Source organism: Streptomyces sp. NPDC002671 (genome assembly GCF_053592475.1).
In genome coordinates this window covers 278,704-299,615 of record NZ_JBSFVU010000010.1, presented here as the reverse complement: position 1 = coordinate 299,615, position 20,912 = coordinate 278,704, and the positions used below count along the sequence as shown (strand labels likewise).

Below are 20,912 nucleotides of genomic sequence, written 5' to 3'. Positions count from 1 at the left end.
ACCCTACTGCCATAGTGCGGTCATGAAGATCACGACCGTCGGCCTCCGACCCGGGCGCACGGCCCTCGCCTTCACCTTCGCCGGTGCCGTCGCCTTCGCCGGTGCCGCCGTTCTCTCCGACCCGCGCCCGGACGGAGGCCATGGCTCACCCGCTCCCGGCTCGACCGCCTCGCCGGTGCCGGGCCCGGCACCGGGGCCCGGCGCACGCGGCATCGGCGACCCCCTGATGCCGCTCGCCGGCAACGGCGGCTACTCGGTGCGCCGTTACACGCTGGACTTCGACTGGCGGGCACCTCGGACGCCCTTCGACGCCGGCGCCACCATCAGCGCCACCGCCACGCAGTCCCTGTCCCGCTTCGACCTCGACTTCGCGGGGAACACGCTGCACCGGGTGACAGTCGACGGGGCACCGGCCACCGCGGTGCGCGACGGCGACGAACTCGTCGTGACTCCCGCCCGGCCGATCCCCCGCGGCAGCGCGTTCACCGTGCACGTGGCCTACACCGCCGACCCGACCCAGCGGCGCCACCGCCACGACGCGATCCAGGACTACGGCTGGGTGCCCACGCCCGACGGCACCGTGGTCTGCGCGCAGCCCGACGGCGCCAAAATGATCTTCCCGGCGAACGACCACCCGAGCCTGCGGGCGCCGGTCACCTTCCACATCACCACCCCCGCAGGGCTCAGCGCGGTGGCCAACGGCCGGCTCGTCGGCACCGTCCGGCGACCCGGCGGACGCACCCGGTGGACGTACGACTCCGAACAGCCGATCGCCGCGCAGCTGGTGCAGCTGGCGATCGGGAGGTTCACGTTCCGCGACCGCCACGGCCCGCGCGGGCTGCCCGTCCGGGACGTGGTGCCGGACGGGCTGGTCGGGGACACCGAGGCATACCGCTCGCTCACCACGGAGCACCTGGACTGGCTGCAACGGCGGCTGGGCCCGTACCCGTTCCGCCGCTACGGCGTACTGGTCGGGGACACCGACCTGCCGGTGGCGCTGGAGACGCAGTCGCTGTCCGTCCTACCGAAGGACGACCTGCTGGGCGGCCGGGTCGACGCCGAACGCAATCTCGTGCACGAGCTGACCCACCAGTGGACGGGTGACAGCGTCGCCATCCGGCGCTGGTCCGACCTGTGGCTGAGCGAGGGGCACGCCCGCTTCTACGAGCGTCTGTACTCCGAGGACCACGACGGCGTCAGTCTCGAGGACGCGATGCGGGACGCGTACGAGCAGCACGACCGGTGGCGTCACGACGACGGGGCGCCCGCCGAACCCACCGAAGCGACGCTGTTCAAGGTGATGCGCTACGACGGCTCGGCGCTGGTGCTGTACGCGCTGCGGGAGAAGGTGGGCGAGGAGACCTTCGACCGGATCGAGCGCTCCTGGGTGACGACGTACCGGGGCCGTGCTGCGGGCACCCGGGAGTTCATCGCGCTCGCGTCCCGGGTCGCGGGCGAGGACCTCGACCCGTTCCTGACGTCGTGGCTGTACGGGCCGCACACCCCGCCCATGCCGGGCCACCCCGACTGGCGGGTGAACCCGGTGCAGGAGTGAGGCCGCACCCGGCTGCCCCACCTGACTGCCCCACCCGCGGCTGCCCCACCCGGGAGGCGGAGTCGCTGCCGCCGACCGGGTGGCCTGGACCGTGGCGCTGGTCCAGCTCGGTGACGCTCGACGCGCCGTGACGCGCGGGGACCGGAAACGTACGGGGGGTGACGTGAACGGCAACTCCGGTCCTGGCCGCCTTTTTCCTGGCCGCCCGGGTCCCGGCTGCCTTTCGCCTGGCTGCGACGAGCACGGTTGGAGCGCGTGATGAGAAGACCTGCTGTCCCACGTGTCACCGGATCCGCCCGCGGGTGTCGCTGGAAGACCTGTGTGATCGGGTCGGCGGCGCTGCTGACGCCGCTGCTGATCGCCCCGCTGTCCGGCTGCGACAAGCCCCGGGAACCGAGTCTGCAGGACGCCTTCACGGAGGCCGCGAGGGAGTATCACGTGCCGCGCAGTGTGCTCATGAGCGTGTCCTACATGCAGTCGCGATGGGACGCCCATCCGGGCGCCCCCAGCGTCGCGGGCGGCTACGGACCGATGCACCTGGTGGACACCGGCCGGGCCCACGCCCCGGCGCCGGCCCCTGGTCCCGCGGCGCTGCAGGGCGGCAACGCCGGGCAGCGCGCGAACGCAGGGGCACCCGCCGCAGGCGACGAAGACGCCGAAACCGACGCCCCGCACCGCAGCGCCGACCCGCCGGCCGACCTACGGCACGCCGCGCAGCTGATCGAGGAACGGACCGAGCGCCTGCGGACCGACGCCACCGCCAACGTACGGGGCGGCGCGGCACTTCTGGCGGACACGCAGCGGCGGCTGGGCAAGCCCCTCAGCGCCAACCCGGGGGACTGGTGGGAGGCGGTGGAGCACTTCCCGGGCACACCTGATGCCACATCAGCGGCGACCTACGCGAACGACGTCTTCGCGGTGATCCGGCGGGGAGCGCACCGGATCACCGCCGAAGGGCAGCACGTCACCCTGCCCGCCAGCCCTGGTGTGCGGCCACGCATTGCCATGGCACAGGGTCCGCAACGGTCGAAGGAGGTGGAGTGCCCGCGCGAGCTGTCCTGCGACTGGCTCGCTGCGGCGTACGAGGAGATCGGCGACGGCCGGTACGGCAACCACGATCTGGGCGACCGGCCCCAGGACGAGGGGATCGAGTACATCGTCATCCACGACACCGAGGCGTCGCTGAAGAGCATGTTCCAGACCGTGCAGGATCCGACGGAGGCGTCGTGGCACTACTCGATCCGCTCCAGCGACGGCCATGTCACCCAGCACATCAAAACCAAGGACCCGGCCTGGCACTCCGGCAGCAGATTCATGAACGCCCGTTCGATCGGCATCGAGCACGAGGGGTTTCTCAGACAGCCGGGCACCTGGTACACGGAGCAGATGTACCAGGCCTCGGCGCGCCTCGTGCGCTACCTGGCCAAGAAGTACAGCATTCCGCTCGACCGGCAGCACATCTTCGGGCATGACAACGTGCCGGCTCCGACCGCCGGCAGCATCCCCGAGATGCACGACGACCCCGGCCCCTTCTGGGACTGGCGGCACTACTTCGACCTGCTCGGCGCGCCGCTGCGGGCCACAGCCGCTCCGAACAGCGACATGGTGACGATCCTGCCGGACTTCGCCGAGCACAAGCCCGAGTTCACGGGGTGCGCCGCGGATGGTGTGCCATGCCCGACGCACGGTTCCAGCGCCGTCCGCCTGCACACCGAACCGTTCGACGACGCACCGCTCATCCAGGACCCGGGCCGCAAGCCGAACGGCGAGGCGTCCACGAAGGACGTCAACGACCTGGGGGCGCGCGCTTCCGCCGGCCAGACCTTCGCGGTCGCCGAACGCGACGGCGACTGGACGGCGATCTGGTTCCAGGGCCGGAAGGCCTGGTTCAAGAACCCCAGGAAGCACCCGACGGCCGTCGGTGCGGCCGGCCGGATGGTGACGCCGAAGGAGGGTCTGGACGAGGTCAAGGTCTTCGGGCGTGCGATCCCGGAGCAGGGCGCCGTCCCGGAGGAGATGTCGGATCGGACCCCCGAGTCTCCGCTCCCGTACCGCTTCCTGGCGGGTCAGCGGTATGTGACGCAGTCCCACCTCGACAGTCCCTACCTCGCCAAGTCGTCCTACGACGACTCGCCCGGGTCCTTCGTCAGCGGCCGGGAGGGGTACTACGAGATCCAGTTCGGCCACCGGCTCGCCTTCGTCCGGGCGAGCGACGTGGACGTTGTGGGCTCGACCGCCACCGCGGGAGCGCCGCCGGCGGACTAGGTCCTGTCGTCAAATTCCCGGTCGCCCATCACCACGATGGGGTCGCCAGCCGGGGAACCAGATGCCGCCGCCCCGGTCCTCGCCCCAGGAGCCGGCCGCCGGTCCTGGCCGGAAGTCAGTGGATTTCGCGGACGTCCGGAGAAAAACCGTTTGAAATTCACCACTCTGCGACGCGAACCTTTCACGGCCAGTTGCCGCCGCAACCCTGACACGAGCCGCTGGGACGCCATGCAGATTCAAGACCTTCCGTATTCCGACCCGGGCGTACCGGACACGCGCTCGGGTCCCCGCTTCCTGTGGTGGCTCGAGCGCAATCAGCTCGGCGGGCAGCTGAAGGCGCTCGCCTGGGGCCTGCTGCACTTCGTCTCCGTCTCCTCCATGCCCTTCTGCGTGGGCCTCGCCGTCCAGGCGGTCGTCGAACGCTCCGGCACCCTCCTCGCCCTGACGGGTGGTCTGATGCTGCTGTGCGGTGCGGGCATCGCCGTCGGCGACACCTTCCTGCATCGCACCGCCGTCACGAACTGGATCACGGCCGCCGCCCGCGTCCAGCAGCTGCTGGCCCGCCAGGCGGCCCATCTGGGCTCTGCCCTGACGCGGCGGGTGGCGGCGGGTGAGGTGGTGGCCGTGTCCACCGGTGACGTGGAGAAGATCGGCTGGTTCGTGGAAGCGGTCTCCCGGTTCACCGCCGCCGCGCTGACGGTCGTCGTGGTCTGTGTCGCCCTCCTCGTCTACCAGCCCGCCCTCGGCGTGGTCGTCGCGGGAGGCCTGCCCCTGGTGGCGCTCGCGGTGCTGCCGCTGCTGCCACGGGCGACGCGCCGCGCCGACGCCCAGCGGGAGAAGGCCGGCCGGGCCACCGAGCTGGCCTCCGACACCGTCGCCGGGCTGCGCGTGCTGCGCGGCATCGGCGGCGAGGAGCTGTTCCTCGACCGCTACCGCCGCGCCTCGCAGGAGGTACGGCACGCCGCCGTGCGCAGCGCCCGCATGTGGTCGCTGATCTCGGCCATCCAGGTGCTGCTGCCCGGGCTGCTGCTGGTCGCGGTCGTCTGGCACGGCGTCCACCTGGCCCGCCAGGGCCGGATCACGGTCGGCGAACTCGTCACCGTCTACAGCGCGGTGATGGTCCTCAATTACCCACTGCGGCACTTCGAGGAGATCGCCATGGCGTACTCCTTCTCACGTCCCTCGGCCATGCGGGCCGCGCGCGTACTGTCCCTGGAGCGGGCCACGGCCGCCGACGGCTCCCCCGAGCGTGAGGCCGACGTTCCGGGCGGGGACCTGTACGACCCGGCCACCGGTCTGCTCGCACCCGGCGGTCTGCTCACCGCGGTGGTGTGCGGCGACCCGGACGCGGCCGGACGGCTCGCGGAACGGCTGGGCGGCCACCCCGCCGAACCGGGTCCCTCGGTGCTGCTCGGCGGCGTCCCCCTCGACGAACTCCCCCTCGGCAGCGCCCGCACCGCGGTCCTCGTCCAGGACAAGGATCCGGTGCTGCTGTCCGGCACCCTGCGCGAACTGCTCGACGTGCCCGCCTCCGGTGCCGTCCCGGCCGCGGACGCGCTGGCCGCCGCGCAGTGCGACGACGTCCTGGACGCGCTCGTGCAAGGCTCGCTGGACGCCGCCGACCCGATGGACGCCCGCATCACCGAGCGGGGCCGTTCCCTGTCGGGCGGCCAGCGGCAGCGGCTCGCGCTGGCCCGGTCGCTGATCACCGACCCGGAGGTACTGGTCCTGGACGAGCCGACCTCGGCGGTCGACTCGCACACCGAGGCACGGATCGCGGACGGGCTGCGGCGGCTGCGCTCGGGGCGGACGACGGTGGTGTTCACCTCCTCTCCCCTGCTGCTGGACCGCGCGGACCGGGTCGCCCTCGTCCACGAGGGCGAGGTCATGGCGGTCGGCGTGCACCGCGAACTGATCGACGGCGAGCCGCGGTACCGGGCCGTGGTGACACGGGAGAGCGACGACGAACTGAGCAGTGCAGAAGGAAATGCGGCCGGGGCCGACGGAAACGCTCTCGTGGGCGCCCCGCAGAAGCTGGAAGAGATGGAGGAGAGCGCATGATCGGCGTTGCGCCACCGGCGTACGACCCGGCGGCTCCGACGACCGCCACCACCTTGCCTGTCGGCGCGGCCTCCACCGTGCGCGCCTACGTGGCCGAGCTGTTCCGTCGGCACCGCCGGGCCTTCCTGCTCCTCATCGGCGTCAACACGGTCGCCGTGGTCACCTCGATGGTGGGCCCCTACCTGCTCGGCGGCCTCGTCGAACGGGTCTCCGACGGCGCCCGGGAGCTTCATCTCGGCCTGACCGTCGGGCTGTTCGTGCTCGCCCTGGCCGTGCAGGCGGTGTTCGTCCGGCAGGTACGGCTGCGCGGCGCGATGCTCGGCGAGCGGATGCTGGCCGACCTGCGCGAGGACTTCCTGGTCCGCTCGGTGGGGCTGCCGCCGGGCGTGCTGGAGCGGGCGGGCACCGGCGACCTGCTCTCCCGCATCACCACCGACATCGACCGGCTCGCCAACGCCATGCGGGAGGCCGTGCCGCAGCTGGCGATCGGTGTCGTGTGGGCCCTGCTGCTGCTCGGCGGGCTGGTCGTGACGGCGCCGGCGCTGGCCGCCGCCGTGCTGCTCGCGGTGCCGGTGCTGGTGGCCGGGTGCCGCTGGTACTTCAAGCGGGCGCCCTCCGCCTACCGCTCCGAGGCCGCCGGATACGCCGCCGTCGCCGCCGCGCTCGCCGAGACCGTCGACGCCGGCCACACCATCGAGGCGCACCGCCTCGGCGCCCGGCGCATCGCGCTCTCGGAGCGGCGGATCAAGGAGTGGACCGCCTGGGAGCGGTACACCCTGTGGCTGCGGTGCGTGCTCTTCCCGGTGATCAGCGCCGTCCACGCCCTCGTGCTCGGCTCGGTCCTGATGGTGGGCGGCTCCTTCGTGCTGCAGGGCTGGATCGGGGTCGGACAGCTGACGACGGGCGCGCTGATCGCACAGATGCTCGTCGAGCCGGTGAACCTGATCCTGCGCTGGTACGACGAGGTGCAGGTCGCCCAGGTCTCGCTGGCCCGCCTGGTCGGTGTGCGGGACATCGAGCCGGAGGCCGGGGACGGTGCACTGTCGCCCGACGGACGGAACGTGCACGCCGACCGGGTGCACTTCGGCTACCGCGAGGGCGTCGACGTACTGCGCAAGGTGTCCCTCGAGGTCGCCCCCGGCACCCGGATGGCCCTGGTAGGCCCCTCCGGCGCGGGCAAGTCCACGCTGGGCCGGCTGCTCGCCGGCATCTACGCGCCCCGGGACGGCCGGATCACCCTGGGCGGCGCGGAGCTGTCCCGGATGCCGGCGGAACGCGTCCGATCCCACGTCGCCCTCGTCAACCAGGAACACCACGTCTTCGTCGGCTCCCTGCGCGACAACCTCCTGCTGGCCCGCACCAGCGCGGCCGACGCAGAGCTGTGGGCGGCCCTGGGCGCGGTCGACGCGGACGGCTGGGCGCGGGCGCTGGACGATGGCCTGGACACCGAGGTCGGCTCCGGCGGACTGGCGCTCACCCCGGCGCAGGCCCAGCAGATCGCGCTGGCCCGGCTGGTGCTGGCCGACCCGCACACGCTGGTCCTGGACGAGGCGACCTCGCTGCTCGACCCGCGCGCGGCACGCCACCTGGAACGCTCCCTGGCCCGCGTTCTCGACGGCCGCACCGTCGTCGCCATCGCCCACCGCCTGCACACCGCCCACGACGCCGACGTGATCGCCGTCGTGGAGAACGGCCGCATCAGCGAGCTGGGCAGTCACGAGGAGCTGGTAGCGGCGGACGGCGCGTACGCGGCCCTGTGGCGCTCGTGGCACGGATGAGCGGGCGGCGGTGACGCCGGGGGACGGGCCGGTGCCCACCACACCGGCCGTGCCCGTCGCACCGGCCGTACCTGCTGCTCCGGCCCGTTCGGTACCCGCCGCCGGGGCCCGGAGCGGGCGTGCAGGCCCAGGCGAGGGCCCGTGCCGTTGCGCAGTCCCGAACAGGGGTGGAAGGCTGGAAAGCGGCACCGGCTCGGGGAACGCCCGGGAACCTTTGGGTTCGCCGCGCGTGCAACCCTTGGCGAGCGTGCTGACGACCCGCCTCCCCGTGCGGAGGTACGAGGCCGTCCTCACCACCTGGAGGTACCCGTGGACAACGCCGACGGATGGGGAGACGACGTCTACCAGCCCGATGCGTCCGAGATCCGGGAGGACTCGGGTGTGCTCGATGTCGAGGACACCCTGGAGAACGACGGCGTCGACGACCCTCTCGACCGGGGTTGGTCCCCTCCCGAGCGGCCGTGGGCGGTGGAGCACAGCGGTGTGACGGCGGCCGAACGCCAGGCTGGGGAGACGCTGGACCAGCGGCTCGCCGAGGAACTGCCCGACCTCGCTCCGCCCGACGGCGACGACATCGGCGACTGCCAGAAGAGCGACGGGGAACTCCTGGACAACGAAGTCGGCCACTTCCGCTCCGGTCGCCTGGTCGCGCCGGACGAGGGCGCGCACGAGGACGAGGAGAGTGCCCTCGTCGCCACGGACGTCGGCATCGACGGCGCCGCCGCGTCCGCGGAGGAGGCCGCGATGCACATCGTGGACGAGGACTTCCTCTCCGGCTGAACCCATCGAGCCTCCGGCTGCACCCGCTGAACCGGATGCCGGTGCCCCCTGCCCGACCGCCTCACGCGAGGAGCCGCCATGCAGCAGGACAAGCACCCCGACTACCACGCCGTGGTCTTCCGCGACCGCGCCGCCGGATACGCCTTCCTGACCCGGTCCACCGCACAGAGCGAGCAGACCATCGAGTGGGACGACGGCCAGACCTACCCGGTGATCGACGTGGAGATCTCCTCCGAGAGCCACCCCTTCTACACGGGCAAGGCCCGCACCGTCGACACCGAGGGCCGCATCGCCCGCTTCGAGCGCCGGTACGGCGAGCCGGACGCGGGCAGGACGACCTGACCGGCCGGGGCACGGCCAGGGGCAGGAGCGGCAGCCCGCACTGCCCGGCCGACGCCGGCAGCGGCCCGCGCATCCCGGCCGCGAGCGGCGGGTCAGATCACGTTGAGGGCAGCCGCGCAGCCCACTCCCCCGAGCAGCATGAACACCGGCATCAGGACCTTCAGCTCGACCCAGCTGCCCGCCCGGAACCGCATCGCCTTCGGCGGCCCCACCGGGTACCAGCGCTTGCGGCCCACCGGGATCGGCCACAGGATCGGGCAGCCGGAGACGGTGAGCGCGTCCCCGATGTCGTGCACCAGCGCGCCCAGCACGACCGGCAGCCCCAGCCACAGGTACTCCTGCCCGGGCGCGGTGAACAGCCAGTCGGAGCCGTTGCCCGGCTTGTCCAGCACCCCGGCGAGGATCCACGCGCTGGTCGCCGCGAGCAGCCAGACCAGGACATCGCTGCTGGAGCCGCGCGCCGCCCGCCACAGCAGGCCCTCGATCGCCAGCACCATGTGTGCGAAGAGGATCGCCAGCACCGCCCACCTGCCACCGGTGACGGCCGCTGCCGAGCAGCCCGCTCCGATGAGGACCGCCCACAGCCAGGTGTGGGTCAGGGTGCGGTGTCCGCCGGAGCGGCGCGGGTCGCCCTTCTTCCTGGTCGACTTGTAGGCGGCGTACGACAGCTTGTCGACGATCTCGCAGAGCCAGCGCGAGACGGGCCCGAAGGCACGCGAGATGGTGGCCGCCTTGTGGTCCAGATCCGGGGCGAGGGCGGCTCCGGCACAGACCAGGGCGCCGACGAGGAGGACCGGCCAGGGCATCGTGTGCCCGGTCGCCGCGGCTGCCGCTCCGACGCCGAGCCAGGCGGCGGCCCCCGACAGTGAGTGTGCTGGTCCCATCATGGCCGCTTCCCGCCCCATTCCTCGTGTGCCGCTGTCCGGTTGACCCGGTGCGCTGACGTTTCGTCGGCGACACAGCGTAGCGGCCGTGATCTTCGGATCCGCAGCCGATTCCCCGCTTGGGGACAAGGCCAGGCAAGATGGGTCCGTGACCCTCATCGATCAGCTGCCGCCGACCGCCGACCCCGACGCCCTGTACGAAGCCTTCGAGTCGTGGGCGCTGGAGCGTGGCCTCACCCTCTATCCCCACCAGGAGGAGGCACTGATCGAGGCGGTCTCCGGGGCGAACGTGATCGTCTCGACGCCCACCGGCTCCGGCAAGAGCATGATCGCCGCGGGCGCGCACTTCGCCGCGCTGGCCCGGGACGAGGTCACGTTCTACACAGCCCCGATCAAGGCACTGGTGTCGGAGAAGTTCTTCGAGCTGTGCAAGCTCTTCGGCACCGAGAACGTCGGCATGCTCACCGGCGACGCCTCGGTCAACGCCGATGCGCCGGTGATCTGCTGCACCGCCGAGGTGCTGGCCTCGATCGCGCTGCGCGACGGCAAGGACGCGGACGTCGGCCAGGTCGTGATGGACGAGTTCCACTTCTACGCGGAGGGTGACCGCGGGTGGGCCTGGCAGATCCCGCTGCTGGAACTCCCTCAGGCGCAGTTCATCCTGATGTCGGCGACTCTGGGCGACGTGTCCTTCTTCGAGAAGGACCTCACCCGCCGCACCGGCCGCCCCACCTCGGTGGTCCGCTCGGCGACCCGCCCGGTGCCGCTGTCGTACGAGTACCAGCTCACCCCGCTCACCGAGACCCTCACCGACCTGCTGGCGACCAAGCAGGCCCCCGTCTACATCGTGCACTTCACGCAGGCGCAGGCAGTGGAGCGGGCGCAGGCGCTGATGAGCATCAACATGTGCTCGCGGGAGGAGAAGGACCAGATCGCCAAGCTGATCGGCAACTTCCGTTTCACCACCAAGTTCGGCCGCAATCTCTCCCGTTACGTCCGGCACGGCATCGGCGTCCACCACGCCGGCATGCTGCCGAAGTACCGGCGCCTGGTGGAGAAGCTGGCGCAGGCCGGTCTGCTGAAGGTCATCTGCGGCACGGACACGCTCGGCGTGGGCGTCAACGTGCCCATCCGGACGGTGCTTTTCACGGCGCTGACCAAGTACGACGGCAGCCGGGTGCGCACGCTGCGGGCCCGTGAGTTCCACCAGATCGCGGGCCGGGCCGGCCGGGCCGGCTTCGACACGGCGGGACTTGTCGTCGCGCAGGCGCCCGAGCACGTCATCGAGAACGAGAAGGCCCTCGCCAAGGCGGGCGACGACCCGAAGAAGCGCCGCAAGGTGGTGCGCAAGAAGGCGCCGGAGGGATTCGTCGGCTGGACGGAGAACACCTTCGACAAGCTCATCACCTCCGAACCGGAGCCGCTGACCTCGCGCTTCCGGGTGACGCACACGATGCTGCTGTCGGTGATCGCCCGGCCGGGCAACGCCTTCGAGGCGATGCGCCGGCTCCTGGAGGACAACCACGAGCCGCGCAGGCAGCAGCTGCGGCACATCCGGCGCGCGATCGCGATCTACCGCTCGCTGCTGGACGGCGGGATCGTGGAGAAGCTCGACAAGCCGGACGCCGAGGGCCGTATCGTCCGGCTCACGGTCGACCTCCAGCAGGACTTCGCGCTCAACCAGCCGCTGTCCACGTTCGCGCTCGCCGCGTTCGAACTCCTCGACCCGGAGTCGCCGTCCTACGCCCTGGACATGGTGTCCGTGGTGGAGTCCACGCTGGACGACCCGCGGCAGATCCTCGTCGCCCAGCAGAACAAGGCGCGCGGCGAGGCCGTCGCCGCGATGAAGGCGGACGGTGTCGAGTACGAGGAGCGCATGGAGCGCCTCCAGGACGTCACCTACCCGAAGCCGCTGGAAGAGCTGCTCTTCCACGCGTACAACACCTACCGCAAGAGCCACCCCTGGGTCGGCGACCATCCGCTGTCGCCGAAGTCGGTCATCCGGGGCATGTACGAGCGGGCGCTGTCCTTCACGGAGTTGGTGTCCTTCTACGAGCTGGCCCGCACCGAGGGCATCGTGCTGCGCTACCTCGCCAGCGCCTACAAGACCCTCGACCACACCATCCCGGACGACCTGAAGTCCGAGGACCTGCAGGACCTGATCGAGTGGCTCGGCGAGATGGTGCGCCAGGTGGACTCCAGCCTCCTGGACGAGTGGGAGCAGCTGGCCAACCCGGAGGAGATGACCGCCGAGGAGGCCCGGGAGAAGGCCGACGAGGTCAAGCCGGTCACCACCAACGCGCGCGCCTTCCGGGTCCTGGTCCGCAACGCGATGTTCCGTCGCGTGGAGCTGGCGGCCCTGGACCAGGTCGAGGAACTGGGCGAGATGGACGCCGAGTCCGGCTGGGACGCCGATGCCTGGGGCGAGGCGATGGACAAGTACTGGGACGAGTACGAGGATCTCGGCACCGGCCCCGACGCCCGCGGCCCCAAGCTGCTGGTCATCAAGGAGGAGCCGGAGAACGGTCTGTGGCGCGTCCGCCAGATCTTCGACGACCCGAACGGCGACCACGACTGGGGCATCAGCGCGGAGATCGACCTGGCGGCCTCCGACGCCGAGGGCCGTGCGGTCGTCCGCGTCACCGACGTCGGCCAGCTGTGAGCACAGGAGAAGCCCACCGATGACGAACCCGGCCGAGAGACTGGTCGACCTGCTCGACCTGGAGCAGATCGAGGTCAACATCTTCCGTGGCCGCAGCCCGCAGGAGTCCTTGCAGCGGGTCTTCGGCGGCCAGGTGGCGGGCCAGGCGCTCGTCGCCGCCGGGCGTACCACCGACGGAGACCGCCCCGTGCACTCGCTGCACGCGTACTTCCTGCGCCCGGGCCGGCCGGGTGTGCCGATCGTGTACCAGGTGGAGCGGGTCCGCGACGGACGGTCGTTCACGACGCGCCGGGTCACGGCCGTGCAGCAGGGCCGCACGATCTTCAATCTGACCGCCTCCTTTCACCTGCCTGAGGAAGGACCGTTCGAGCACCAGCTGCCGCCGGCCCGTGAGGTGCCGGACCCGGAGTCCCTGCCGACGGTGGCCGAGGAGATCCGCAAGCATCTGGGCGCGTTGCCGGAGCAGTTGGAGCGGATGGCGCGCCGCCAGCCGTTCGACATCCGTTATGTCGACCGGCTGCGCTGGAACGCCGAGGAGATCAAGGGGGCCGAGCCGCGCAGCGCCGTGTGGATGCGCGCGGTGGGCCCGCTCGGCGACGACCCGCTGGTCCACACGTGTGCGCTGACCTACGCCAGTGACATGACGCTCCTGGACGCGGTGCGGATCCCGGTCGAACCGCTGTGGGGTCCGCGGAGCTTCGACCTGGCGTCGCTGGATCACGCCATGTGGTTCCACCGGCCGTTCCGCGCGGACGAGTGGTTCCTGTACGACCAGGAGTCCCCGATCGCCACCGGCGGGCGCGGCCTGGCCCGCGGACGTATCTACGACCTTCAGGGACGTCTGCTCGTCTCGGTCGTTCAGGAGGGTCTGTTCCGGGCGCTGTAGCGGACCCGGTCAGCGCCCTGCGGGGGGGCGTACAGCGGGTCGGCGCCGGGTGTTCAGACTTCTGCGGGTCGGTGGCTTCTGCGGCGCAGCCAGGTCCGCAGGCCGCGATGGCGCTGGGGCCCTCCGGACTCCGGCTTGTGGTGCCGGGGTGCGACGGGCTGCGGAGCCGGCCGCGGGAGGGGCTCGATGTGCTGTGTGGTCGGGTGTGTCACGGGGCGGGTGTGGCGTGGGGCCGTGTGCGGGGCGGGGCCGTTGTGCCGAGAGGCCGGGCGCGGAGCGGGGCGACAGAGCCGTGCCTCCTCCACCGCCTGTGCCAGCTCGCTGCGCAGCCACGCGATCTCGTCGGGGTCGGCGGCCGTCATGATCTGCTCGGCGAGCTGCGCGGACGGGGATCCTGACGCGCCGTGGGCGGGCGGAGCGGCCCGGTAGCGGTTCAACTCGGCGCGCTCGTACGGGTCCCTGACGACATTGGCGACCTCCACGGGTTCGAGAAAGGCGGCCAGGACTCCGGCCCGTTGCCAGGCGTCCTCGGCCTGCCGCAGCAGGAAACCGCGGTGCCGTCCCCGCCAGTTGCGTGCGCGCAGGTCCACTCCGGCTTCCAGCTGCCCGCGCAGCGTCTCGGGCGTACGGCCCTTGAGCAGGGGCGCGTTCTCGGTGCCGGATGTGAAGTGTCGTAGTTCTTCGGCCAGATAGAGCCAGACCACGGCCCGGTAGCGGTTGCGGTAGAACTTGACTGGCACGACCAGGCCCAACCGGGCGAGCCGGGTGAACCTGCCTGCCGGAATCTCCATGAGCGCGGCGCCCTCGGCGGTGCCGACGATGCGCACCCGTTCGCGCAGGGCGTCGGGGAAGCCGTCCTGGGCGCGCAGCCGGTCGATCTCCGCGCGTTGAACACGGCGGCCCCCGCCTCCGCCCTCGTCGGGCACGGTGCGGATCTGACCGAGCAGGACCGCGAGGTCGAACTCTCCTCGCTTGATCCTCAGTTCACGTGCGGCGTGACCGGCCGCCCAGGTGACGGAGTGGGATGGATCGAAAGTGCTTGCCGACATGCTCGTACTCCCCCGTGGAGTCGGTTGGCTCACGCCGTGTGCGCTCGCCGTGCAAAAACCGTAGCCGGTTCGGCGAATCTCGCGGCAAGCCTGTGGATAACTTCGCGGGGCAAGGCAAATGCGCAGGTCAGACGTCTGTTATGGGAGCGCGTTCGGGTTGCCGGGCATCCACGCCGAGGTGTTCGCCGACTCGGTTGACGAGCAGGGTCATCTCGTAGGCGATCTGGCCGATGTCCGCCTCCGCGCCGCTGAGCACGCACAGACAGCTGCCGGTGCCGGCGGCGGTCACGAACAGCACGGCGTCGTCGTACTCGATCATCGTCTGGCGCACCCGGCCCGCGCCGAAGTGGCGTCCCGAACCCTTGGCGAGGCTGTGCAGCCCGGACGCCACGGCGGCCAAGTGCTCGGCGTCCTCGCGACGGAGGCCCGTACTGGCCCCCGTGACCAGCCCGTCGTTCGACAGGACCAGCGCGTGCCGCACATGCTCCACCCGCTGGGTCAGGTCGTCCAGCAGCCAGCCGAGTCCCTGGTTCTGCGCCATTTCCGTCTCCCCGTGTGACCTCTCCCCCTCACCGGAGGATCTGCCCGCCAGCCTTCCCCACGACCGGCGTCCGGGCAAGCAGGATGGGCGTATGGCACAGAAGATGACCGATGAGGAATGGCGGGCGTTCGTCTCGTACGGCACCCGAACCGGCAAGTTGTCCACGGTGAGCGCCGACGGGAGCCCGCACGTGGCCCCGATCTGGTTCCTCGTGGACGGGGACGAATTGGTCTTCAACACCGGCAAGGAGACCGTGAAGGGGCGCAATCTCGCGCGGGACGGACGGATCGCGCTGTGCGTGGACGACGACAGGCCGCCGTTCCACTTCGTGGTGCTGAGCGGACGCGCCCAGCTGTCGGAAGACCTGGACGAGGTACGTCTTTGGGCCACCCGGATCGCCGCACGCTACATGGGCGCGGACCGCGCGGACGAGTACGGCGCCCGCAACGGCGTTCCGGGTGAGCTGCTGGTCCGCGCTTCCATCAAGAAGGTGGTGGCGGTCAAGGACCTGGCCGCCTGAGGGATCTCAGCCCGCCGAGTGCAGGAGCCGGGCGGTGTGCGTCCGCCCGGCGTACTCGACGAGCCGGATCAGCACTTCCTTGCCGGAGTCCCGGTCACGTGCGTCGCACAGCACCACGGGGGTGCCCCTGTCGAGGACCAGGGCCTGGGAGACGTCGTGGGCGCCGTACGCGTGGACTCCCGCGAAGCAGTTGACGGCCACCACGAACGGGATGCGCCGGTGCTCGAAGTAGTCGACCGCCGGGAAGCAGTCCTCCAGCCGCCGGGTGTCCGCGAGCACCACGGCGCCGAGCGCTCCCTGCGACAGCTCGTCCCACAGGAACCAGAAACGTTCCTGCCCCGGCGTGCCGAACAGGTAGAGGGAGAGCCCGGAGCGGAGGGTGATGCGTCCGAAGTCCATGGCGACACTCGTGGTGACCTTGTGCGCCAAGCCGTCCGTACCGTCCACCAACCGGCCCTCCTCGCCGAGCAGTTCCCCTGTGCGCAGCGGTTTGATCTCGCTGACGGCCCCGACCAGGGTCGTCTTGCCGACGCCGAATCCGCCGGCAACCACGATCTTCAGCGCCAGGGTGGCGGACGTCTCGTCGCCGGTGTCGGATTGCCGCTCGCCCGGCGGGTTCTGAAGGTTCATCTACAGCGCTCGCAATCCCTCGATGACCTCGCGCAGAATCCGCGCATCGGGCAGGCGTGCCGTAGGCCCCGGGCGGCTGACGGTCACGCAGCCCAGTTCCACGAGGTCGCCCAGGAGCACCCTGACCGCTCCGACAGGAAGCTCCGTGTCCGCGGCCAGCTCGGCGACGGACTGCGTCTCCCGGCGGCACAGTTCGATCAGCCTGTGATGTTCGGGGCCGAGTGCCGTTTCGTCGCATAGCCCCGGTGCGGCCGGGTCGAGGGCGACGAATGCGACGAGGTCGAAGCACACCCCGGTGTGTCCCGGCCGGCTCCGCCCGCCGGTCATGGCGTACGGGCGCACCAGGGGTCCGGCTTCGTCGTCGCACCACTGGCCGCCCGCGTGGTCCACGTGTCCCATGGTCCCGGGACGCTAGGGGTACACGGGCGCACAAAGGGGGCGTATTTCGAAACATGTTGGAATATGACGCACAGATGCGACAGAACGATCGCATCCCGCTCGAACATGCGCACAGGAATATCCCTCATGCCGGTGAGGGATCATGCGGTGCATGAGCGATGACCACACACACGTGCAGGAGTTCTTCACCGCGCGGGCGGCCGACTGGGACAGCAGGTTCCCCGACGACGGCCCCGCCTACGCGGCTGCCGTCGCCGACCTGGGGCTCAGGGCGGGCGACCGCGTGCTCGACGCGGGCTGTGGCACGGGACGCGCACTGCCGCCGCTGCGTGCCGCCGTGGGGCCCTCCGGAGTGGTGGTGGGTGCCGACCTCACCCCGGCGATGCTCCAGGCCGCCGCGCGGGCGGGCAGGGACCGCGACGGGCAGCTGTTGCTCGCCGACGTCGCGGCGCTGCCGCTGCGGTCGGGGTCGTTGGACGCCGTGTTCGGCGCGGGACTGATCTCACACCTGCCGCAACCGGCGGAGAACCTGCGGGAGCTGGCCCGCGTGGTGCGGCCGGGTGGAATGCTCGCGCTCTTCCATCCCATCGGCCGGGCGGCCCTGGCGGCGCGTCAGGGACGGCAGATCACTCCGGACGACCTGCGGGCCGAGCCCAATCTCGGCCCGCTGCTGGCCCGTTCCGGGTGGCGCATGACGTCGTACGTGGATGAGTATGCCCGTTTTCTCGCGCTCGCAGTGCGCGAGGACTGACGAGCGGGCCGGGTCACTCCCGCCCGGCGACGGCCGCCACGAAGGCGTCGGGATTGTCGAACATGACGTTGTGCCCGGCGCCCGGGACCGTCACCACGCGCACCCCGGCGGCCTCCAGGCCTTCCCTGCCGGGGAGTTCGCCGCTGTCCTCGCCCTGCAGATAGACGCGGTCGACGGACAGGCCCTCCAGGATGGTGCGCATCACGGGGTCCGAGCCGCGCCGCAGGCCGACGGCGCTGCGGTGCAGGGCACGCGGATCGGCAAGCCGCATCGTGGCCGCCCACAGCGGCCCGACGGCCTCCAGCACGCGCGCGTACGCGCTTTCGGCGAACTCGTCCTCTTCGTAGGCGGCGATGCCGCTACTGCCGGCGGTCGGCGGCGGGAACGCGTCGAGGTTGGCCTCGGTGAGGACCAGCCGGGAGACGAGGTCGGGCCGCCGGTGGGCGAGCGCGATGGCGACGGCGCCACCCATGCTGTGCGCGATCAGCTCGGCGCCGGTGACTCCCGCCTTGTCCAAGGCGACCGCCACGGCGTCGGCGTGCTCCTCCAGCGTGTAACCGAAGCACTGGGGCCGGTCACTGATGCCGTGCCCGGGCAGATCCACGAACAGACTGCGGCGGCCGGCCAGTTCGGGGCGGGCCGCGATGTGCGCGTGATAGACGGCGGACATCGATCCGAGCCCGTGCAGATACACACGCACGGGCTCCGCGCCCGGCACCTCGGTCCAGCGGATCCGGCTTCCCCTGCCATCGAATTCGGCCTGCAGCAACGTGCCCTCCTGATGCCTGCGGTGACGTGGCGTTCACGGCGGCCCTCAAGATACCTCGGGACCGATGTATATCTGAAGCGAAATATAGTTGCGCCGAGATATCGCGGTCCCGGGAGAGAATGCGGGCATGCTGGAACTCGCCATCCTCGGCTTCCTGTACGACGCACCGCTGCACGGCTACGTCCTGCGCAGGCACATCGCCGCACTCACCGGCCATGTACGGCCCGTCGCCGAGAGCACGCTGTACCCGGCCATCAAACGGCTGGAGAAGGCGGGCCTGCTGGCCCGGACCACCGAACCCGGCGCCGTGGCCGCGCCGCGACACGTCCTGACCCTCACCGAGGAGGGCAGGCGGGAGTTGCGGCGCCGCCTCGCCGAGCCCGCGCAGCGCGAGATCACCGACGAGAACCACTGGTTCACGCTGCTCGCGTTCCTGCGCCACCTGGAGGATCCCGCCGCCCAGGCGGCCGTACTGCGGCGTCGGCTGGCCTTCCTGGAGGAGCCGGCGAGCTTCTTCTACGACGGCGACCGGCCCCTGCGCGCCGAGGAGCTGGACGATCCCTTCCGGCGCGGCGTCCTCACCATCGCGCGTGCCACGAGCCGAGCCGAACTGGCCTGGCTGCGTGACACTCTCGCCTCACTCGAAGGAGGAGTCGGCGGCTGAGGCGCCCTGGTGCCGAACCGGGCAGCCGCGGAGTCCGGGGACCGGGCGGGTGCCCAGGTCGGCCACCTGGTAGCCGTTCGGGTAGCCCTTGATCTCCCAGTTCTGGCGGGCGAAGTGCGGTGTGCGGCGCGGCGGCAGCAGCCGGACCAGCCGGCCGCGCGTCCGCACGGCGCGGCGCACGAGGGCGGAGGTGGTGGCCGGGGGTGCCGGATAGCGGAACGCGCGCAGCAGCGACTCGTCGAGCAGGGAGAGTGTGGCCGTGCGCAGCAGCGGCGCCAGGGGGCGCGGGTACCAGGACGCCATGAGGTCGAGCGTGGCGTCGGAGACCCCCCGCGCCTGCTCGTCCCATCCGAAGTTTTCCTCTTCGTAGGCGCCGAGAAGTGCCTCGAACTCCTCGTAGGTCTCGGGGATGTCCGGGATGCCCATGTGCCGGCCGAGCGTGCGGTAGTGCTCGGTGGCGGCGATCACCTCATGCCGGGACATGCGCCGCCAGCCGTAGGTGTCGATCCAGCGCCTGGGCATCACGACGAACGTGCTCAGCACGTACCGCATGTCGTCGTCGCTGATGTCATAGCTGCGGTGCATCTGGTTGATACGACGGATCGCGGTCCGCCCCTCCTCCGACGCGAACCCGTGCTCCACGACGGCGTCGAGCAGCAGCGCGGTGTCGTCGTACCGCTTCTGGGTGCGCCCGGTCATCTCCGCCGTCCGCGCGAGCAGCCGCCCGATACTCGGCACGGCGTAGGTGCGGTACAGGGCCAGTTCCAGGGCGCGCGTGTAGTCCCAGGGGAACTCGAAGGTGGCGCTGAGCCGATAGATCTCCAGTGAATCTGCCACCGGGTCCATCCGACGGATCTGTTCGAGCCGCTCAAAACGCTTCAACGGGTCGTCCCCCTTACTGCCGCCGAAACTCCAACTCTACGCTGAGCAGCGGCAGACGGGCGACCAGCGACGCTCCCCGGAGGGGGAAAGGGCGGCGCGCGCACAGCGGTGGCCCGTGAGCTGCTCGGGCTGCCCGTGACCTGAGGAGGACCCGTGCAGACCTAGGTCGTTTCGCCCCTGTCCAGGTGGAAACCTGCAGGTCCGGGTAGTGTGCGGAGTCGTGACAAGCGGCTTCCGCTCGCATTAGGGTGCGCGCCGTTGGACGAACCACTGGGAGGCAGGGATGGCCGGAACGGACGATGAGGCCGTCGCCGCCGCGGACGATGCGCTGTATGTGCTCACGGCGGTACTGCTGACGCCGGCACAGTTTCCGAGCGTGCTGGGCGACGACTATCCGGAGGCCTGTGCGGCACTGGGCCTCGCGCCCCACGCCGACGGGTACGGCCTGGTGCTGGGCCAGGACGGCGAGGGGGCTCGCTGGACGGTCGTCATCGACGACGTCTCGCTGGTCGCCGTGGCGATCGCGTCCTGGGACTGCGGCATGGAGTACGAGCTGTCACCGGACGAGCGCGCGGTCGTGACCGCCCTGCCGGGCTGGCCTCTGGCGGTCGCCGTCGCAGCCCCCGGTGTGCCCGCGCCGCACGACCCCGCGCCCGAAGTGGCGGAGGGGCATCCGCTGAGCCCGCCCGACACCAGTTCCTGGGGCCCGGCGCAGCGGCGCCTCGGGGCGGACGAGATCGCGCTGCAGTGGGCGACGTGGCGGGAGCAGATCGACGACGCCGAGTTCTCCACGCCGGGAGAACAGGCGGAGCCCGCCGCGACCTCGCCGGAGGATTCCGAGAGCGCACCGGGCAGCGGCGGCCATCAGGGCGTCCGGCGTGTGCTGGCCGAGGCACGTGCCTACGTCGACACGCCGCCGCCGCTCGGCCGGGTTCGCTCGTCTTTCGCGCCGGGCGACGCCCGTACGCTGCGCGCCGACGGCCCGGGCTGGTCGATGGTGGCCCGCACCGACGACATCGCGTTCGTCCTGCTCGACGAGGAACCCGGCGAGGTCCTGCCCGTGGGCAGGGGTCCCGAACTGCCGGGCCTCCTGGAAGCGCTCGACAAGATGGCCGTGCGGCCGATCTGAGCCCGTGCGGGCCGCGCCCCTGACGGAGGCGCGGCCCCCGACGGCCCGGCGCGCGGGCACCCGCAACCGCTCGACGGTCCGTGCCGGGCGTTCACCCTGCTCTCAGCGGCCCAGTTCCTTGCGCCCGATCCGGCGGAGCCTGCGCCGCTGCGAGGGGTCCAGCGTCAGGTACGCGGCCGTCGGCACTCCAACCACGATCAGGAATGCCACCCACCAGGGCAGCCCTATCAGCAACAGGACGATCCCGACCGCCACACCACCGGCGGCGATCTTCGCGTACTTCGACATGAGCGTCGCCTCCTTCACGGCCACTGCCGCTCTCTGATCTGAGAACGGCCCCGCACTCGCGGCGGTTCCGCCTTCAG

Annotated in this window: 20 protein-coding genes; 12 read left to right on the top strand and 8 right to left on the bottom strand. The window is 71.3% G+C overall.

The annotated features are described in order from the left end of the window. Positions 1-22: 22 nt before the first annotated feature. The 6 genes from ACWD35_RS18405 to ACWD35_RS18380 all read left to right on the top strand — a co-directional run bounded on the left by ACWD35_RS18405 (position 23) and on the right by ACWD35_RS18380 (position 8,781). Positions 23-1,555, top strand: a complete 1,533-nt coding sequence (locus tag ACWD35_RS18405; RefSeq protein ID WP_451352294.1) for a M1 family metallopeptidase — start codon at positions 23-25, stop codon at positions 1,553-1,555. A 321-nt stretch (positions 1,556-1,876) separates the two neighbouring features. Continuing rightward, complete coding sequence (locus tag ACWD35_RS18400; RefSeq protein ID WP_451352293.1) at positions 1,877-3,820, top strand: N-acetylmuramoyl-L-alanine amidase; 1,944 nt, start codon at positions 1,877-1,879, stop codon at positions 3,818-3,820. Between the two features lie 228 nt (positions 3,821-4,048). Next, positions 4,049-5,881, top strand: coding sequence for an ABC transporter transmembrane domain-containing protein (locus tag ACWD35_RS18395; protein WP_451352292.1), 1,833 nt, complete (start codon positions 4,049-4,051; stop codon positions 5,879-5,881). Further along, entirely contained in the window at positions 5,878-7,659 is a 1,782-nt protein-coding gene (locus ACWD35_RS18390; protein WP_451352291.1) for an ABC transporter ATP-binding protein, read from the top strand. The genes ACWD35_RS18395 and ACWD35_RS18390 overlap by 4 nt, the downstream gene beginning before the upstream one ends. Positions 7,660-7,968: 309 nt before the next feature. Next, complete coding sequence (locus ACWD35_RS18385) at positions 7,969-8,439, top strand: DUF5709 domain-containing protein (protein WP_451352290.1); 471 nt, start codon at positions 7,969-7,971, stop codon at positions 8,437-8,439. A 78-nt stretch (positions 8,440-8,517) separates the two neighbouring features. Then, positions 8,518-8,781, top strand: coding sequence for a type B 50S ribosomal protein L31 (locus ACWD35_RS18380; RefSeq protein WP_451352289.1), 264 nt, complete (start codon positions 8,518-8,520; stop codon positions 8,779-8,781). 92 nt (positions 8,782-8,873) lie between these two features. On the opposite strand, the gene ACWD35_RS18375 is transcribed toward ACWD35_RS18380, so the two are convergent. Then, positions 8,874-9,668, bottom strand: a complete 795-nt coding sequence (locus ACWD35_RS18375) for a metal-dependent hydrolase (RefSeq protein WP_451352288.1) — start codon at positions 9,666-9,668, stop codon at positions 8,874-8,876. A gap of 145 nt (positions 9,669-9,813) precedes the next feature. On the opposite strand from ACWD35_RS18375, the gene ACWD35_RS18370 reads away from it, so the two are divergent. Together ACWD35_RS18370 and ACWD35_RS18365 are read left to right on the top strand one after the other, a co-directional pair. Next, positions 9,814-12,327 (top strand): DEAD/DEAH box helicase, encoded by a 2,514-nt coding sequence (locus ACWD35_RS18370; protein ID WP_451352287.1) that lies wholly within the window; start codon positions 9,814-9,816, stop codon positions 12,325-12,327. A gap of 19 nt (positions 12,328-12,346) precedes the next feature. Next, positions 12,347-13,213, top strand: a complete 867-nt coding sequence (locus tag ACWD35_RS18365) for an acyl-CoA thioesterase (protein ID WP_451352286.1) — start codon at positions 12,347-12,349, stop codon at positions 13,211-13,213. A gap of 53 nt (positions 13,214-13,266) precedes the next feature. Here ACWD35_RS18365 and ACWD35_RS18360 read toward each other — a convergent pair whose 3' ends face one another. After that, positions 13,267-14,262, bottom strand: coding sequence for a DUF6397 family protein (locus ACWD35_RS18360; protein WP_451352285.1), 996 nt, complete (start codon positions 14,260-14,262; stop codon positions 13,267-13,269). A 127-nt stretch (positions 14,263-14,389) separates the two neighbouring features. Next, complete coding sequence (locus ACWD35_RS18355; RefSeq protein ID WP_451352284.1) at positions 14,390-14,803, bottom strand: roadblock/LC7 domain-containing protein; 414 nt, start codon at positions 14,801-14,803, stop codon at positions 14,390-14,392. A gap of 91 nt (positions 14,804-14,894) precedes the next feature. Between ACWD35_RS18355 and ACWD35_RS18350 the strand changes: the two genes are divergently transcribed. Continuing rightward, the gene (locus tag ACWD35_RS18350; protein WP_451352283.1) at positions 14,895-15,323 is read left to right on the top strand and encodes a PPOX class F420-dependent oxidoreductase; all 429 of its coding nucleotides are present in this window, start codon (positions 14,895-14,897) and stop codon (positions 15,321-15,323) included. Between the two features lie 6 nt (positions 15,324-15,329). Here ACWD35_RS18350 and ACWD35_RS18345 read toward each other — a convergent pair whose 3' ends face one another. Next, a complete protein-coding gene (locus ACWD35_RS18345) occupies positions 15,330-15,953 on the bottom strand; it encodes a GTP-binding protein (RefSeq protein WP_451352282.1) in 624 nt (207 codons plus the stop codon). Further along, positions 15,954-16,352 carry a DUF742 domain-containing protein gene (locus tag ACWD35_RS18340; protein WP_451352281.1) on the bottom strand — a complete coding sequence of 133 codons (399 nt, stop codon included), beginning with the start codon at positions 16,350-16,352 and terminating at the stop codon, positions 15,954-15,956. Positions 16,353-16,503: 151 nt separating this feature from the next. On the opposite strand from ACWD35_RS18340, the gene ACWD35_RS18335 reads away from it, so the two are divergent. Continuing rightward, positions 16,504-17,103 (top strand): class I SAM-dependent methyltransferase, encoded by a 600-nt coding sequence (locus tag ACWD35_RS18335; protein WP_451352280.1) that lies wholly within the window; start codon positions 16,504-16,506, stop codon positions 17,101-17,103. Positions 17,104-17,116: 13 nt separating this feature from the next. Here ACWD35_RS18335 and ACWD35_RS18330 read toward each other — a convergent pair whose 3' ends face one another. Then, on the bottom strand, positions 17,117-17,872 hold the full coding sequence (locus tag ACWD35_RS18330; protein WP_451352279.1) for an alpha/beta fold hydrolase: 756 nt from the start codon (positions 17,870-17,872) through the stop codon (positions 17,117-17,119). A gap of 127 nt (positions 17,873-17,999) precedes the next feature. Here ACWD35_RS18330 and ACWD35_RS18325 point away from each other — a divergent pair, with 127 nt between their 5' ends. Next, the gene (locus tag ACWD35_RS18325; RefSeq protein ID WP_451352278.1) at positions 18,000-18,536 is read left to right on the top strand and encodes a PadR family transcriptional regulator; all 537 of its coding nucleotides are present in this window, start codon (positions 18,000-18,002) and stop codon (positions 18,534-18,536) included. Here the strand turns inward: ACWD35_RS18325 and ACWD35_RS18320 are convergent. Continuing rightward, the gene (locus ACWD35_RS18320) at positions 18,510-19,418 is read right to left on the bottom strand and encodes an oxygenase MpaB family protein (RefSeq protein ID WP_451352277.1); all 909 of its coding nucleotides are present in this window, start codon (positions 19,416-19,418) and stop codon (positions 18,510-18,512) included. The two genes, ACWD35_RS18325 and ACWD35_RS18320, sit on opposite strands and share 27 nt — an antisense overlap. 283 nt (positions 19,419-19,701) lie before the next feature. On the opposite strand from ACWD35_RS18320, the gene ACWD35_RS18315 reads away from it, so the two are divergent. Then, positions 19,702-20,547: a hypothetical protein gene (locus ACWD35_RS18315; RefSeq protein WP_451352276.1), complete on the top strand. Its 846-nt coding sequence runs from the start codon at positions 19,702-19,704 to the stop codon at positions 20,545-20,547. A 102-nt stretch (positions 20,548-20,649) separates the two neighbouring features. Here the strand turns inward: ACWD35_RS18315 and ACWD35_RS18310 are convergent, their stop codons facing one another. After that, on the bottom strand, positions 20,650-20,835 hold the full coding sequence (locus ACWD35_RS18310; RefSeq protein ID WP_451352275.1) for a hypothetical protein: 186 nt from the start codon (positions 20,833-20,835) through the stop codon (positions 20,650-20,652). Positions 20,836-20,912: the final 77 nt, after the last annotated feature.

Coding starts and splice junctions, on each gene's coding strand:
- ACWD35_RS18405 (WP_451352294.1), top strand. CDS start 23: ATGAAGATCACGACCGTCGGCCTCCGACCCGGGCGCACGGCCCTCGCC.
- ACWD35_RS18395 (WP_451352292.1), top strand. CDS start 4,049: ATGCAGATTCAAGACCTTCCGTATTCCGACCCGGGCGTACCGGACACG.
- ACWD35_RS18390 (WP_451352291.1), top strand. CDS start 5,878: ATGATCGGCGTTGCGCCACCGGCGTACGACCCGGCGGCTCCGACGACC.
- ACWD35_RS18380 (WP_451352289.1), top strand. CDS start 8,518: ATGCAGCAGGACAAGCACCCCGACTACCACGCCGTGGTCTTCCGCGAC.
- ACWD35_RS18375 (WP_451352288.1), bottom strand. CDS start 9,668: ATGATGGGACCAGCACACTCACTGTCGGGGGCCGCCGCCTGGCTCGGC.
- ACWD35_RS18365 (WP_451352286.1), top strand. CDS start 12,347: ATGACGAACCCGGCCGAGAGACTGGTCGACCTGCTCGACCTGGAGCAG.
- ACWD35_RS18360 (WP_451352285.1), bottom strand. CDS start 14,262: ATGTCGGCAAGCACTTTCGATCCATCCCACTCCGTCACCTGGGCGGCC.
- ACWD35_RS18355 (WP_451352284.1), bottom strand. CDS start 14,803: ATGGCGCAGAACCAGGGACTCGGCTGGCTGCTGGACGACCTGACCCAG.
- ACWD35_RS18350 (WP_451352283.1), top strand. CDS start 14,895: ATGGCACAGAAGATGACCGATGAGGAATGGCGGGCGTTCGTCTCGTAC.
- ACWD35_RS18345 (WP_451352282.1), bottom strand. CDS start 15,953: ATGAACCTTCAGAACCCGCCGGGCGAGCGGCAATCCGACACCGGCGAC.
- ACWD35_RS18340 (WP_451352281.1), bottom strand. CDS start 16,352: ATGGGACACGTGGACCACGCGGGCGGCCAGTGGTGCGACGACGAAGCC.
- ACWD35_RS18335 (WP_451352280.1), top strand. CDS start 16,504: ATGAGCGATGACCACACACACGTGCAGGAGTTCTTCACCGCGCGGGCG.
- ACWD35_RS18325 (WP_451352278.1), top strand. CDS start 18,000: ATGCTGGAACTCGCCATCCTCGGCTTCCTGTACGACGCACCGCTGCAC.
- ACWD35_RS18315 (WP_451352276.1), top strand. CDS start 19,702: ATGGCCGGAACGGACGATGAGGCCGTCGCCGCCGCGGACGATGCGCTG.
- ACWD35_RS18310 (WP_451352275.1), bottom strand. CDS start 20,835: ATGTCGAAGTACGCGAAGATCGCCGCCGGTGGTGTGGCGGTCGGGATC.